Source organism: Shewanella sp. ANA-3 (assembly GCF_000203935.1).
In the GTDB taxonomy this organism is placed as follows: domain Bacteria; phylum Pseudomonadota; class Gammaproteobacteria; order Enterobacterales; family Shewanellaceae; genus Shewanella.
This window is the reverse complement of record NC_008577.1, coordinates 2,102,741-2,118,899: the sequence shown is the minus strand read 5'-3', so window position 1 is coordinate 2,118,899 and position 16,159 is coordinate 2,102,741. Positions and strand designations below refer to the sequence as shown.

The window sequence follows — 16,159 nt, the reverse complement described above, 5'->3', positions numbered from 1 at the left end:
AAGCATTACTTTTCACTGAATAAATTCAGATAAATCAGGATATTGCCAAGTTAAATCTGGGCCATAAAATCGAGATAATCAAGTAAAAAACGACATAAAAAAGGATATTTTTGAAGCCGAAAGTAATGCCAAAATTTATCAAATTTCCTTGGCATTACTTTTGGCATGACTAAAAATTTCGGATGCAGTAGGATGTTATTAAACAATATAGGATGGTAAGTTATTGATTTTAATAAAATACAGGTAAGAAAAAAGACGTCCTAGGACGTCTTTAAACTTGAATATGGCGGTGAGAGAGGGAGTCGAACCCTCGATACGTTTCCGTATACACACTTTCCAGGCGTGCTCCTTCGGCCACTCGGACATCTCACCAGATTGTTGTGATTAGTTTCACGTGTTAATCAGCCACGATGTTACAACTTCATAAGCTTTACTCGTAAGCTTTCGTCGTTAACGGAGCGGTACTGTACGCAAAAGCCTGTGGGTGGTCAAGTAAAAAAGAGAGGATTTCAGGCGGTTGCGCAATTGCTAAACAAACCGCCTGATAAAGTGGGATTTATGTCCGGCTTTCACCATTAATTGACGTGGAACTTGTTCACTTCCTTAGACATTAAGGCCGCATCGTAGGTCAGTGCTTTGGTCAATTCCCGTAATTCATCCGAAATCCTCTGGGTATTGAGGTAAATTTCACTGATTTTTAATGCATTGCGATTCACATCCTCTGACACGGCAGACTGCTCATGGGTTGCCGTGGCAATTTGTTCATTCATGCGGTCGATAATATCCACTTGCTCTACGATGCGTTTAAGCTCAATCCCCGCCTGCTCGGCTTCGTGCACGCTGTTATTGGCCTGCATCAGCCCGCGCTCCATCGCTTTAACGGCGATGCTGGCACCCGATTTGAGTCTATCCGTCATGTTCTTAATATCCGAGGTCGAGGTTTGTGAGCGCTGCGCGAGGCTTCGCACCTCATCGGCCACTACAGCAAAGCCTCGTCCCATTTCGCCAGCCCTTGCCGCTTCAATTGCCGCATTAAGCGCGAGTAGATTCGTTTGTTCGGCGATGCCGCTGATCACATCGAGCACCACCACAATACCGTGGATTTCACGGTCGAGTTCATTAATGGCTTTAGAGGCGCCATCAATATCATTGGCTAAAGCCTTAATGGCGGCACTGGTGCGGCCCACTTCGATATTACCCGCTTTCGCTTCATGGTTCGCCGCGGTGGAAGCTTCCGAGGCATTAACGGCGTTACTGGCGATTTCTGCCACGGTTGCGCTCATCTCTGTCATTGCCGAGGCCACTTGCTCAGCCTCACTGTGCCCTGCCATCACATCTTGCTCCATTGCGTGGGTGCACACATCCATTTGCTCTACCGCTTGCTGTAACTTGCTAGCGCTAGCACGCACTTGCAGGATAACACTCTCGAAATCATTCATCATATCGTTGAATGCAATGGCTAATTCCCCAAATTCATCCGAGCTGTTTTGGGTTAAGCGCACACTAAGATCATAATGTTTTCTTGCCTTGGTCACCGTCGAATACACATGATGCACACTGTCGTGTAGATAACGGATCACCGACAAACTCAGCAATAACACTAAGACTAGCACCACAGTTAAGGTCACCAGCACGAAGAACATATGCTTGTTGGCAGTAAAGAGTCGGTCTGTGGTGGTTTTTAACAGATCAGCAGAAACTTGTTGCTCAAAGTCACGCAAACGGTCGATACGCGCCGTGGATTTAGCAAACCAATCCTCTGGGTTTTGTTGTTGAATTTTCTGATTATCTTGATCGGTTGCTATTTGTCTTAATGCCTCAACCTCTTTAACTTCGTTACCATTTTGCAGCTGGCGAATACCATCCACCAAATTGGGCGTGGCCAGCGCCAAGAAGCGCTCAAGATACGTATTTTGCTCAGAGACTAAGGTAATAAACTTGGCATAAACCTTAGGCTTAAAGCCTGCTTGTCCGAAGGTTGAACTCAGTACCGCCCGCTCAATCCCCGCCCTCTCCTTCATCTGTAGATAGGCACTGAATGCTGCAGCCTTAATGGCAATTTCTTGGTTAGCCCCCGCCTTTGCCGTTTCATCGACGATGGCTAATAGCTGTTTGTTTAAGTCGGTGTAATAGGCCACTTCATCGGCCACACTAATGGATAGGCTATCGACCTGAGAACGTATGCTAGAAAGGCGGCCAAGTTGGGTGTTTATCTCCCGCAACTTAGGCGCAAATACTTCGGGTAACGCATTGTTTGCAATGAAATCCTGGAATTGTCTCAACTGAGTGTCGGTCAACTGTCTTTGACCAGGAATTTTGCCTGCAAAGGCTTTACCGGCTGAGCCAATAAAGCCAGCGCTCATGCCGCGCTCTTTTTGTAATTCATGCACCAAGTTACTGTTGGTGACGGCCAGTTCACTCAATTGCACAATCAGCTTGAGCTCTTGACGATATTCATATTTTTCAATGAGAAACAACGCACCATACAGAAAACACGCAAATAACGGTGGCAATACAACCATAAGTAATTTTTGCTTTAAGCTGAGGTTGCCAATCCATTGCCATTTCATAGCGATATCCTTATTAGATGGGGTTAAAAGGTAAGACAAATAAGGTATAGCATAGGATTAACACGATAACGACCATTTTGCGCTAATTTAGCAACTGCTAAACACCTAAAAAACAGATGCTTGCATTCATTAGCGTGGTAGAAGACCTTCTCTTGTCGGAGAATAAGACTTAAGGGAAACCAAAAGAACTAGGTCGATAATTGTGCCAATGCCACACCTAAAACAAGGGAGGACTTGGTGTCCTCCCATCTTCAATTTTAGCTAAAAAGTTGTGGGAACAGCCCTTTAATCCCAGCGGCAATTACCTCAATCCCGATCGACAGCATTAAAAGCCCCATCAAACGGGTAATAACGTTAATCCCTGTTTTACCAAGAATTTTGTAGATGATTGACGCCATTCTGAACAGGGCGAAACTCACCAAACCAAAAATGATTACGGTAATGAACATCGCCACAAAATTGGAGAAGGAATTATGCTCTGCGGCAAATACAATAACCGAGCTGATCGCACCAGGGCCAGCCATTAACGGCAAGGCTAACGGCACCACAGCCACTGACTCCATGGCCGAAGATTCGCGGTCTTCCTCTTGGTTGCGTTTCACCTCGCCCAATTTACCCTGCAACATCGACATCGCAATAATCGCGATCAGCGTGCCGCCAGCGATCCTAAAGGCCGAAAGTGAAATGCTAAACATATTCAAAATATGTTGTCCCGCCACTATGGTCACCAGCAGGATCACCACCACAGCAAAGTTAGCCACTTTACCCGTATGGTTGCGCTCGGCTTCGGTTTGATGGCTGGTTAAGCTCACAAACACTGGCAACAAACCAATGGGGTTGATAATGGCAACCAGGCCAAGAAAAAATTTAACGTAAAGTGTTAACTCCAAGTTGCAGTCCTTATTGAGCGTGTCACGCCAATTTCATCAAACTAACCGTAAGGGCAAGTATAGTAGCTTAACCACAGATGACTGAAAAATGAGATTTTTGAGGTTAAATCACAAGTTTGAGTAATAGCTGCTTTAGATACTCGACTCATTTTAGGGCAAAGAGGCTAAAACAGATCATTGTTACTGTATTTTTATTACATAAAAGCGCCAAACTGACTGAACGATCACACTTTCACTTAGGCTTTAGGTGTAATTTTTCATCATAAAGAAGATTTAGCGAATCGCGCATTCCCTAAATCTTTTTAGGAGTTTTAATCATGACAGTAACCAATGCTCAAGAACTGGATCTCATGGTCGAGCGCGTCGCCAAAGCGCAAGCCGAATATGCCAGTTTTAGCCAAGCCCAAGTCGATGCCATTTTCCGCGCCGCAGCTTTGGCCGCCGCCGATGCACGTATATCGCTCGCGAAAATGGCCGCAGCCGAAACCCGAATGGGGGTGATTGAAGACAAAGTGATTAAAAACCACTTTGCTTCCGAGTACATTTACAACAAGTATAAAGATGAAAAGACCTGCGGGATTTTATCTGAGGACCCGACCTTCGGCACTATCACAATCGCCGAGCCAGTGGGCATTATCTGTGGGATTGTTCCCACCACGAATCCCACCTCCACCGCCATCTTCAAAGCGTTGATAAGCCTTAAAACCCGCAATGCGATTATTTTCTCCCCTCACCCAAGGGCAAAAGTCTCGACCACCACAGCGGCCAAACTGGTGCTAGATGCCGCCATTGCCGCCGGTGCGCCCAAGGACATTATCGGTTGGATTGATGAGCCCAGTGTGGCACTTTCCAACCAATTGATGACCCACCCTAAAGTGAACCTTATCCTCGCCACAGGTGGCCCAGGAATGGTGAAAGCCGCCTACTCCTCCGGCAAACCCGCCATTGGCGTGGGTGCGGGTAACACGCCAATTGTGATTGATGAAACCGCCGATATAAAACGCGCGGTCAGCTCGATTCTGATGTCTAAAACCTTCGATAACGGTGTTGTCTGTGCCTCAGAGCAAGCGGTGATTGTAGTCGATAGTATCTACGAACAAGTTAAAGAGCGCTTCGCGACCCACGGTGGTTATCTCTTAAATGCAGCGCAAACCGCTGCAATGCAACAAGTTATCCTTAAAAATGGCGGCTTAAATGCCGATATCGTCGGCCAAAGCGCCGCGACCATAGCGCAAATGGCGGGCATTGATGTCCCCTACACTACCAAGGTCTTGATTGGTGAAGTCACGGATATCACTGAGGCCGAAGCCTTTGCCCACGAAAAACTCTCTCCTTTACTTGGCATGTACCGCGCCGCCGATTTCAATGACGCCTTCGATAAAGCCGAAGCCTTAGTTGCCTTAGGCGGCATTGGCCACACATCCGGCTTATATACTGACCAAGACACCCAAACCGAGCGGGTGAAAACCTTTGGTTTTAGAATGAAAACCGCGCGAATTCTAATCAATACTCCAGCATCACAAGGCGGAATTGGCGATTTGTACAACTTTAAACTCGCTCCCTCGCTCACCTTAGGCTGCGGCTCTTGGGGCGGAAACTCGATTTCTGAAAACGTCGGTCCAAGCCATTTAATCAATAAGAAAACCGTCGCTAAGAGGGCTGAAAATATGCTGTGGCACAAGCTTCCTTCGTCTATCTACTTCCGCCGCGGCAGTTTACCCATCGCCCTTGAAGAATTGAGCGATAAAAGACGCGCCCTCGTAGTGACCGACAGATTCCTGTTTAACCAAGGTTATTGCGACGAAACCTTAAAGATTTTAAAAGCCCAGGGTCTTGAAACCGAAGTCTTTTACGAGGTGGAAGCCGATCCCACACTGGCCACAGTGCGCCAAGGTGCCAAAGTCGCCAATAGCTTTAAACCCGATGTGATTATCGCCTTAGGCGGTGGCTCGCCCATGGATGCGGCCAAGATTATTTGGGTGATGTACGAGCATCCCGATGTCGATTTTGCCGATTTAGCCCTGCGCTTTATGGATATCCGTAAACGTATCTATAAATTCCCTAAAATGGGCGTCAAAGCCACTATGGTGGCAATCCCCACCACATCCGGCACAGGCTCAGAGGTCACACCTTTTGCCGTGGTGACCGATGAACAAACCGGTAAAAAGTACCCCATCGCCGACTATCAACTCACCCCAAACATGGCGATTGTTGACCCGAATCTGGTGATGGATATGCCGAAATCCTTAACCGCTTTCGGCGGAATTGATGCAATCACCCACGCACTCGAAGCCTATGTCAGCGTAATGGCGAATGAGTACAGCGATGGTCAAGCCCTGCAAGCACTTGACCTACTGTGCAAATATTTACCCGATGCTTATCAGCTTGGCGGCGCATCCCCTATCGCCCGTGAAAAAGTGCACAATGGCGCGACTATAGCTGGTATCGCCTTTGCCAACGCCTTTCTTGGGATCTGTCACTCTATGGCCCATAAACTGGGCGCCGAGTTTCACTTAGCCCATGGGCTGGCCAATGCGCTACTCATTAGTAACGTGATCCGCTTTAATGCGACCGACTTACCCACTAAGCAAGCCGCATTCAGCCAATACGACAGACCCAAAGCCCTCTGTCGCTACGCGGCCATTGCCGATCATTTAGCCTTAGATGGAAACTCAGATGCGGAAAAAGTCGAGAAATTGCTGGAAAAAATCGAGCAACTCAAGAAGACGCTGGGCATTCCAGCATCTATCCAAGAAGCGGGAGTTAACGAAGCCGACTTCCTCGCCAAACTAGACGAGCTCGCCGAGGATGCCTTCGATGATCAATGTACTGGCGCCAACCCTCGCTACCCCTTGATTAGTGAGCTAAAACAGCTACTGCTCGACAGCTACTATGGCCGCCCCTTCACCGAGCAATAGCACATTAAAATAGTACATAAAAATAGTGCATTAAGTAGTAAGTAAATTGACTGGGCTTTGTTTCCTTAGCGATATAGGCAAACAAAGCCCATTATTCACTAAAGTATCGACAAAGAAATTTGAAGATATATTCAACTGGTCGACTTCTCTTAAGCTTTACCAATCGAATGAATCGCGTACCTAAACTTATTGTCTATCCTCACCCAATAGTTTATTAACACCATTTCTAAGATAAATGGAGAGCAATCCTAGAGCGCTCATATCTATATTTACCCACATATCTTGCGTTCAAACATCGGGATGATAAGTATCACTAAAGCCTATAATTTGGATTAATAAGGAGATATAACGCTGTCGATATTCTAAATTGACCTTTCAGTAAATCATGTCTATTTATAGGGTAAATGAATAGTGTCAGATAAGCGGAAAACCGTGCGAAAATAATGAAAAATACCAAGCTATGTTGGCAATAGCTCGCAATAAATAATGACGGCCAAGACTTGGCTAGACCGTCATTTATGCCGCAACAACATGGCGCTGTACCCTTAATGGGTGTAAGCGATTATGCATCACCTTAATGGTTTCAAATTGCGTCATGGTTTTAGCGCCGGATAACACACATTCTGGCGATAATAACATCACTAACGCGGATTGTAGGGTATTTTCGATGACTAAGACTAGCGCACGTTGTTTTTGGCATTTAAGCTCAAAGACTTTACCCACATCGCTAAATACGCACACATCGCTGCAATCAAAAAACCATGATTTTGGCATTTGCGGTGTCAGCATAAAATGCGCGGCAGTTGCATTTAGGGCGATTTGCACTATGGCAGCATCGGTAAGGGATAAGGTTTTCGGCAACTTGTCGAGCAAGCTCATATAAAATTTGGCGTGCGCAATATTAAATTCCATGCTTGATAAGGCATCAGGAATTAATGATTTTGCTTTATAAGCTGTCAGAAACTCTATCTCGGCACCTAACGAAACGCCTAATACACCATACGAATCGTTATATTTCCAGTGCCAATCCTTTTGTGGCAATAATAACATAACGTTTACCTACTATTTGAACACTCGCACATCATAGTAGATATTTTATTCAATATCAAAATAAAAATAATAAAATACAGATTAGTTAACAATTACTTAGTGGATCTGTTTTGAGATCTTAACTGCGATCTAATGATCGTTTTAGATCGCAGTTATTATTAAAAGATCCTATTTTAGATCCTATTTTAGATCCTATATTGATCTAAAGATCATTATTTTAAGCGATAAGCTTCAACAATTTCTTTAATTAACTTTGGACCCTGGTAAATAAAACCTGAGTAAATCTGTACCATAGTCGCGCCGGCATCAAATTTTGCTAACGCATCTTCAGCACTGTTAATTCCACCAACACCAATGATCGGGATCTGGCCATTTAAACCGGTGGCTAATTGTTTGATCACTTTAGTTGAAAGCTCTGTCAATGGCTTACCACTTAACCCACCACTTTCATTGGCATTCGCAAGGCCGCTTACACCGTCACGGGTTAACGTTGTGTTAGTCGCAATCGCACCATCAAACTTGTTTTTAATCAAGGATTGCGCAATATTTTCGATTTCTTCCGTGGTTAAATCGGGCGCAATTTTAAGGGCAATTGGCACATATTTTTTATGTTTCTCGGCCAACTCAAGTTGCTTGGTTTTTAATGCGCTTAATAATTCATCTAATAGATCGCCATATTGCAGCGATCGTAATCCGGGTGTATTCGGTGATGAAATATTCACCGCAATATAGGCCGCATAGGGATAAACTTTATCCATGCAGATCAAATAATCGTCTTTGCCCTGCTCTACTGGAGTGTCTTTATTTTTACCAATATTGACCCCAACCATGATATCGGTTTTCTTTGCGATCAAATTTTTGACCAGATTATCGACACCTTTGTTATTAAAACCCATGCGATTAATGATCGCCTTTGCAGGTTTTAATCTAAATAAACGGGGTAAATCATTACCGGGTTGTGGTCTTGGGGTCACAGTGCCCACTTCAACATGACCAAATCCCATCGCATGAAAGGCATCGATCGATTCGCCATCTTTATCCATACCTGCGGCAAGACCGACAGGGTTTGGAAAAGTCAGTCCCATAAAGCTGACGGGCGCTGGCGCAATATTCTGGGCATAAAACGCATTCAATGGGCTGTTGCCTGTCATTTTCAGGCTGCCAATGGCTAGATTATGCGCTCGCTCAGGATCCATCTGAAACATGACTTTCTGTGCGATTTTATAAAACATGTATTTTCCTCGACCTAAAAAAAGCCCCGGCGATCGCCAGGGCTTCTGATTGTTATAAAAGTTTACTTATGGCCTTCGCAATGAAGGATCAGAAGGTTCAGTTCACGCAGGGCGACAGAGAACTTAGCAAACTCATGGCTTTGCGACGTTTTGAAGTCAGCGAGCATATGGAACCATCTTTCCAGTAGGGCTTGATTGGTATCAATCCACTGAGAAATAACGCTCTGGGCGTCACAGGTTTCACTGCATGTTCTTAAGACCACTGACGTCAACGCACGTTGTTGCCAATCCAACTCTTCCCTAAAGGCTGCACGAGCCAGTGCTTGCCAATGGTTTGCCACAGGCTGTGCACTGATCTGCTCTAGGAACCAGTGCAGCTCAACGCGGGCACCGAGTTTGAAATATGTCTCGGCAACGAGCTCAACTGTTTTCTCTTCGGCTTGGGCAATTTGCGCAATATCCAGCGCCGAGAACAGCGTGCTCATGTTAGCCACGACGGTTGCCACTTCCTGAGGCACATTCTCTTTGATAAGAGCGTTGATCTCAGCTTGGATACCCGCCGCTTCTTCTTCTACCAAGTAAGAATGAACATTCGCTTTGATTTGTTCAAATACAGGTTTGAAGAAGGCTACAGTTTGCTCGATGCTCCAAGTACGGTTGCGGTGACGCAGGAACCAGCGGCATGCACGGCGCATGTTGCGACGTAATTGATGCAGCATTTCGCCCTGAACCACAGCAGGAACAATACCGTTTAAGTCAGTGATCGCTTTAGTTAATTCAGCTAAACCAAACACTTCGCGAGCCATAGTGTAACAAATTGCCGCGTCGGCAACTGAGGCACCAGTCTCATCTTGCATACGTTGAACAAAGTTCAGACCCATGTCGTTGACCAATTCGTTGGCCAGTGACGTGGCGATGATTTCACCGCGCAGTGGGTGCGTCACCATTCTGTGGCTGTACAGTTCCTGAAGTTGTTTCGGGAAGTAAGCAATCAACAGTTGGCTCAGCAGCGTGTCTTCGGTGATTTCTTGAGTCAGTAACTGCTCTTTCAGTACCATCTTAGCGTACGCTACCAGCACCGATAGCTCAGGACGCGTTAAGGCGCGGCCATTGGCTAAACGTTCTGCCAGCTCTTCTTCCGACGGTAAGAATTCTAAGGCGCGGTCTAACTTGCCTTCTTTTTCCAGATACTGGATAAAGCGAATTTGTTCTTTTAACTGCTCAGCACCACGGACTTGGGTGACCGAAATCGTACGGGTTTGATCTTTACAATCCTGCAGTACGATTTGGCCGACTTCTTCAGTCATCTCTTCCAGTAAACGGTTACGTTGCTTGAGTGTCAGTTCACCCTCAGCCACTAACGCGTTTAATAGAATTTTGATGTTAACTTCGTTGTCAGAACAGTCCACACCACCCACGTTATCCACGAAGTCAGTGTTGATACGACCGCCGTTAGCTGCGTATTCGATACGACCTAACTGAGTACAACCTAAGTTACCACCCTCGCCCACGATCTTGGCGCGCAGTTCGCGGCCATTGACACGCAGTGCATCGTTAGCGCGGTCGCCCACTTCAGCATGAGTTTCGCGTGATGACTTAACATAAGTACCGATACCACCGTTCCAAATCAGATCCACTGGCATTTTCAGCAGTTCTTTCATCAGTTCAGTCGGGGTCATCGAGGTCTTTTCCGTTTCCAGCATTTGCTTCATTTCAGCAGACAATGGAATTGACTTAGATGAACGCAGGAAGATACCGCCGCCCTTAGAAATCAGCTTGCTGTTGTAGTCTTCCCAGGTTGAACGTGGCAGTGCAAATAAACGGGCACGTTCTTCATAGCTGGCTGCAGTATCTGGATTCGGGTCGACAAAGATATGCATGTGGTTGAACGCAGCCACAAGTTTTGTGTGCTTAGACAACAACATACCGTTACCGAATACGTCACCCGCCATGTCACCAATACCTAAACAGCTAAAGTCTGTGGTTTGACAATCGATACCCACTTCGCGGAAGTGACGCTTAACCGATTCCCAACCACCTCTGGCCGTGATACCCATTTTCTTATGGTCGTAACCGTTACTACCGCCCGACGCGAACGCATCGCCTAACCAGAAGTTGTATTCCTGCGAAATGGCGTTAGCGATATCCGAGAAGGTTGCAGTACCTTTGTCTGCCGCGACCACTAAATATGGGTCATCTTCATCGTGACGGACCACATCCACCGGATGAACGATTTCGCCGTTAACGATGTTATCAGTGATATCGAGCAGCGCACGGATAAAGATGCGGTAACATTCTTGACCTTCGGTGAAGAAGGCTTCGCGGCCACCTTCAGTTGGCAGCTGTTTACAAACGAAACCACCTTTCGCGCCCACAGGTACGATTACGGTGTTCTTCACTTGTTGTGCTTTTACTAAGCCAAGCACTTCAGTACGGAAGTCTTCACGACGGTCAGACCAACGCAGACCACCACGAGCCACTTTACCGTAACGTAAATGCACACCTTCAACCCGTGGCGAATAAACGAAAATTTCGAATTTCGGCAGCGGGCGCGGCATTTCTGGAATTAACGAAGGCATGAATTTAAACGAGATATAACTCTTAGATTCGCCTTTGGCATCCAGTTGGTAGAAGTTGGTACGCAGCGTTGCATTAATCAGATCGAGGTAACGACGGATAATACGGTCATCATCTAGGCTCGATACTTCGTCTAAACGTAGGTTGATCTGCTCCATAAACTTGCCCAGAGTACGGGTCTTCAGTTTTGGATTGAACTTACGGATAAACATTTTCACCAACAAATCAGCGATTTGTGGGTAACGGCCGAAGGTTTCTTCGATATAAGCTTGGCTGAATGTCGCATCGATTTGACGCATGTACTTAGCGTAAGCACGCAGTACTGACACTTCACGGCCAGTTAAACCTGACGCTAGAATGATGCGGTTAAAGCCGTCATCTTCTAATTTCTTTTGCCACACTTGAGAGAGTGCAGTTTGGAATCTGTCTTGGCTGTCTGCGATATTGTCAGTATTAGTGACTTTAACCGTCATTAAGAAGTCTAAGATCCAGAAGGTAGAACCGTCTGAAGTCGTCACTTCGTATGGGCGCTCGTTGATCACGCGCAGACCAAAGTTTTCCAGCATCGGCAGTACGTCAGAAAGATGGATTGGCTCATCTTTATGGAACAGTTTTAAACGCACTTTGTTGTCGTTCAACGCCGCTTCCTGCGGTTGATAGAACAACATGCCTAACTTGTGTTCGTCATCCAGCGCTTCAAGCTGTTGCATATCCACAACGGCAGAGCTTGGTAATACGTCTTCTTTATAGCTTTGTTCGAAGGCGTTAGCGTAACGCTTCATCAGATGAGTACCGGCTTCTTCACCTAAGGCAGTGTTTAGCGCGGTATTTAACTTATCTTCCCACGAGCGTGCCGCTTCAATTAAATTGTTTTCAATGGCAGCCACATCTACATCCATATTATTGTTATCAACTTTGACAATGTAGTGAGTACGGGCCAGGGTTGACTCGGAGAAATACGTCGTAAACTCTACATCTTCTTTGCTGTTGAAATGCTGAGCCAGAATACGCTGGGTATCTTGGCGAAGTTTAGTGTTGTAACGATCTTTTGAAACGTACACTAAACAGGATAAGAAACGACCGAAACCATCTTTGCGAACAAAGAGTTTCAGCTTGTCCCTGTCTTGCATCTCGAGCACACCGTGCGCCGTGTGTGCTAAATCATCCACATTGGCTTGAATTAGCTCATCGCGCGGCAGGTTTTCGAGAATGTTCAGCAGGGCTTTATAGTCGTGAGAACGTGGCGTTAAACCTGAACGGTCTAATACGCGCTGGACTTTTTCGTTCAGCAGCGGGATCTCACGTGGGCTGCGGTTATACACGTTTGAGGCGTACAAACCAATGAATCTGTCTTCACCGACCACATTGCCTTTCTTGTCGAAGCGTTTGATACCGATATAGTCCACATAGGCAGGACGGTGCACGCGGCTCTTGGCGCTGCTCTTGGTCAGGATCAGTAAACTGTGGTCTAAGGCTTCTTTACGGGCGCTGTCAGAGAAGCTTGATAATAACAAACCTTGCTCTGGCTGAGTCTTATGGTGCTTATTCATTAGACCTAAACTAGAGGCCATATTCGGCACTAGCTCGACGTCGCCTTCAACACGTTTTAAATCGTATTGACGGTAACCCAGTAAGGTAAAGTGATGATTATTAAGATAAGTTAAGAAGTTAATCGCTTCTTCTAACTCTTGCTTCTCACCGGGGAATGGACGCTTAGGTAACTCTTTAATGGTCTCACTCAGCTTAGCTGACATCGCGCTCCAGTCGTTGACTGATGCAGCCACATCACCCAGCACAGATTGGATTTCACGCTCAAGGGCTTTGATATCCACACTGCTGCTTTGACGGTCGATTTCAATCAGGAAAACGGCAACGTGTTCAGTGCTGTCAGGGCTTTGATTCAGGTAAGTGACTTTGGTTACGTCTTGGGCTGAACGCTCAATCGCCAGCGGAGTGTGTAACATCATATGAGCCGTAATACCCATACGATTCAATGCCATACCAACTGAATCTACCAGGAATGGCATGTCAGGTTGGATAACTTCAATGATCGAATGAGTTGATTGCCAGCCGTGCTTTGACTGACTTGGATTGAATACTCTGAGGTGAGTCTCCCCTTTCGGGGTTTTGTTTAGTGCATTCCATAAACTGAGAACCGCACCATACAGGTCGCTGTCGTTACGCGCATTGAGGTCGTCTTTCGACATGTGTGCATAAAGGCAGGTCGCGAACTGTTCAACTTGCTTGGCTTGTGAATTAGGGACTTTAGCGTGAATTAAACTGACTACATTTTCAAGTAGTACTGAAGGCATTGCATCTTTCAAGGCCATGTTGCTGTTTCCTTAAGCGTCTATGGCAGCGCTTTTTTTCATTATTTGGATGCTTCGGCTTAACGATCTCAGAAAATTAGTGTGATCCAGATCATCGCGCGAAGTTTATTACTAAATCCTCTGTATTTCGAGGAAAATTTTAGTGGTACATCCTCTGTAATTCCAGCCAGAGCGTAAAGATGTGATAACAGGTGAGCAAAAAATCAAAAAAACAGCGTTTATATTCAAAGACAATGGGGAGTCAAAAACTCCCCATTGTTTGTATCTACTTAGCCTGCCGCCAGAATACCGCTGCCAGTGCGGGCAGGATAATTATGGCGCCCAACATATTTACCACAAACATGAAGGTGAGCAGGATCCCCATGTCCATTTGGAACTTAAGCGCCGAGAAAAACCAAGTACTCACCCCAATCGCTAATGTCAGACCAGTGAAGATCACCGCACTGCCCCGCTCGACTAACGCTTCATAGTAGGCTTGCTGTACTGGCATTCCATTCGACAACTTAGATGACATGGTCGACAGGATATAAATACCGTAGTCAACACCGATACCCACACCCAGCGCAATTACGGGTAAGGTACTGACTGCTAAGCCAATATTAAGTTGAGTCATCAGTGCCTGCGCCAGTGTGGAGACCACATAGAGCGGAATAATCACCGCGACTGTCGCTTTTAATGACTTAAAGCTGATAAGGCAAAGTACAAATACCGCGCCATACACATAAATCATCATAGGTAATTGAGCTTCCGCTACCGCTTCGTTGGTCGCCGCCATCACTCCAACAGGGCCAGACGCCAACTTAAATTGCAGCTTGTCATTGTCCATTTTGGCCGCGACCGCTTTCACCTTAGCGACAACCGTTTCAATAGTTTCTGCCTTGTGATCCTGCATAAATAGATACACAGGCATCACAGAGCAATCGCCATTTAACAAGCCCGATGTCGTTGGGATCTGGCCAATCGCTTGCACTAAACTCGCAGTGGTGCGCGGTAAGACTTCCCATCTTGGGTTGCCTTCGTTAAAGCCCGCATTCACTTTTTTCGCTACCGAGGCCAAGCTGACGGTTGACTCAACACCCGGGGTATTACGCACTAACCATTCAAACTCATCAATTTGCGTCAGCATATCGTGGTAAGTACAGGCCTCTGGGCTCGCTTCTACAATCACAGTCATCACATCTGTGGTGATCGAAAAGTGGTCTGTAATAAAGAAGGTGTCCAAGTTGTAGCGTGAATCTTGATGCAATGCTGGCGCCCCGCCCTGCAAATCGCCAATTTTCATCTGATTAGCCTGTTGCAGACCCGTAAAATACAAGGCAATGGTCGCCACAATTACCACTACCGCGTATTTCGGCGTAGCAAATTTGGCAAGGTAGCGCCAAATCGCCTCGGCTCGCACTTCATCCGAGGTCGGCGCGCCCTGTGGTGCAACCTTGAGTTCAGTGAAAGAAATCACTAAAGGCAGAAGGATAAGGTTAGTGAAAATAATCACACCCACACCGAGTGAGGCCGAAATGGCCAACTCACGGATAATACCGATATCAATGGATAACAGTGTGATAAAACCAACCGTATCAGAAAGCAACGCTACCCCGCCCGGCACCAATAAGCTGCGAAACGCAGAAGCCGAGGCCGCCTTGGTGGTTTGTCCGTCCATCACCCGGCGTCTGACCGCGTTGATCATCTGCACCCCGTGACTCACCCCGATAGCAAAGACGAGGAATGGCACCAAAATTGACATGGGATCTAAGCCAAAACCGATGACCGTCAGTAAACCCAGCTGCCAGATCACCGCCGTTAAGCTACAAACTAATGGCAATAGGGTCAGGATAAGTGACTTTGAAAATAGATAGACCATCACCGCCGTGATCAAAATGGCAATCACGAAGAACAGTAAAACGCCTTTGGCGCCATCGGCAACATCACCCGCCATCTTCGCAAAACCGATGATATGTATTTTCACCTTATCGGTTTCATACTTACCGCGAAGTTCCTGCTCTAGCTGAGCGGCAAAAGCGATGGTGTCTAAAGGCTTACCCGTTTGTGGATCAAAGTCCATCAACTGGGCCGACACCATGGCGGCACTATAGTCGTTGGCGATCAAGCGCCCCACAATGCCCGCTTTTTCAATGTTATCGCGCACCGTGTTCAAGCCCGCTTCGGTGGTCGTGAAATCTGCGGGGATCACAGGGCCGCCCGCAAAACCATCTTCCACGACTTCAGTAAAACGGGTCGAAGGTGAAAATAAAGATTTCACCTGTGAGCGGTCAACACCGGGAATAAAAAACAGCTGATCGTGAACGTTTTTAAGGGTATCGAAAAAGTTAGGGTTAAAAATATTGCCGCTGGTGTCTTCCACCGCCACCATAATGCTATTCGCGCCACCAAAATCTTTTTGATGTTTGAGGTAGGTATGCATATAGCTATGATTAAGCGGAATATTTTTAATGAATGCCGCATCCATTTTTAATTGGCTAGCTTGGTATCCCAAAAAAACCGTCAGCAAAATAAAAATGCTCACCACCCAAGCACGGTTGCGGAATAAAAATGACTCAAATCCGTTGACCAGTTTTTCTAACATCTTATCGGCCC

Annotated in this window: 7 protein-coding genes and 1 tRNA gene; 1 reads left to right on the top strand and 7 read right to left on the bottom strand. The window is 46.3% G+C overall.

Features of this window, described 5'->3' with window-relative positions; genetic code table 11:
• Nucleotides 1-284: 284 nt before the first annotated feature.
• From SHEWANA3_RS09440 to SHEWANA3_RS09430, 3 genes are all read right to left on the bottom strand, one after another.
• A tRNA-Ser gene (locus SHEWANA3_RS09440) sits at nucleotides 285-372 on the bottom strand.
• Nucleotides 373-575: 203 nt separating this feature from the next.
• The gene (locus tag SHEWANA3_RS09435; protein ID WP_011716800.1) at nucleotides 576-2,570 is read right to left on the bottom strand and encodes a methyl-accepting chemotaxis protein; all 1,995 of its coding nucleotides are present in this window, start codon (nucleotides 2,568-2,570) and stop codon (nucleotides 576-578) included.
• A gap of 257 nt (nucleotides 2,571-2,827) precedes the next feature.
• The gene (locus SHEWANA3_RS09430; RefSeq protein WP_011622460.1) at nucleotides 2,828-3,460 is read right to left on the bottom strand and encodes a YchE family NAAT transporter; all 633 of its coding nucleotides are present in this window, start codon (nucleotides 3,458-3,460) and stop codon (nucleotides 2,828-2,830) included.
• A 317-nt stretch (nucleotides 3,461-3,777) separates the two neighbouring features.
• Between SHEWANA3_RS09430 and adhE the strand changes: the two genes are divergently transcribed.
• Complete coding sequence (gene adhE / locus SHEWANA3_RS09425) at nucleotides 3,778-6,378, top strand: bifunctional acetaldehyde-CoA/alcohol dehydrogenase (RefSeq protein ID WP_011716799.1); 2,601 nt, start codon at nucleotides 3,778-3,780, stop codon at nucleotides 6,376-6,378.
• 516 nt (nucleotides 6,379-6,894) lie between these two features.
• Here the strand turns inward: adhE and SHEWANA3_RS09420 are convergent.
• The 4 genes from SHEWANA3_RS09420 to SHEWANA3_RS09405 form a co-directional block, all read right to left on the bottom strand.
• Nucleotides 6,895-7,428: a cell division protein ZapC gene (locus SHEWANA3_RS09420; RefSeq protein WP_011716798.1), complete on the bottom strand. Its 534-nt coding sequence runs from the start codon at nucleotides 7,426-7,428 to the stop codon at nucleotides 6,895-6,897.
• Between the two features lie 212 nt (nucleotides 7,429-7,640).
• Nucleotides 7,641-8,660 (bottom strand): quinone-dependent dihydroorotate dehydrogenase, encoded by a 1,020-nt coding sequence (gene pyrD, locus SHEWANA3_RS09415; RefSeq protein WP_011716797.1) that lies wholly within the window; start codon nucleotides 8,658-8,660, stop codon nucleotides 7,641-7,643.
• A 62-nt stretch (nucleotides 8,661-8,722) separates the two neighbouring features.
• A complete protein-coding gene (locus SHEWANA3_RS09410) occupies nucleotides 8,723-13,567 on the bottom strand; it encodes an NAD-glutamate dehydrogenase (RefSeq protein WP_011716796.1) in 4,845 nt (1,614 codons plus the stop codon).
• Between the two features lie 265 nt (nucleotides 13,568-13,832).
• A complete protein-coding gene (locus SHEWANA3_RS09405) occupies nucleotides 13,833-16,148 on the bottom strand; it encodes an MMPL family transporter (protein WP_011716795.1) in 2,316 nt (771 codons plus the stop codon).
• Nucleotides 16,149-16,159: the final 11 nt, after the last annotated feature.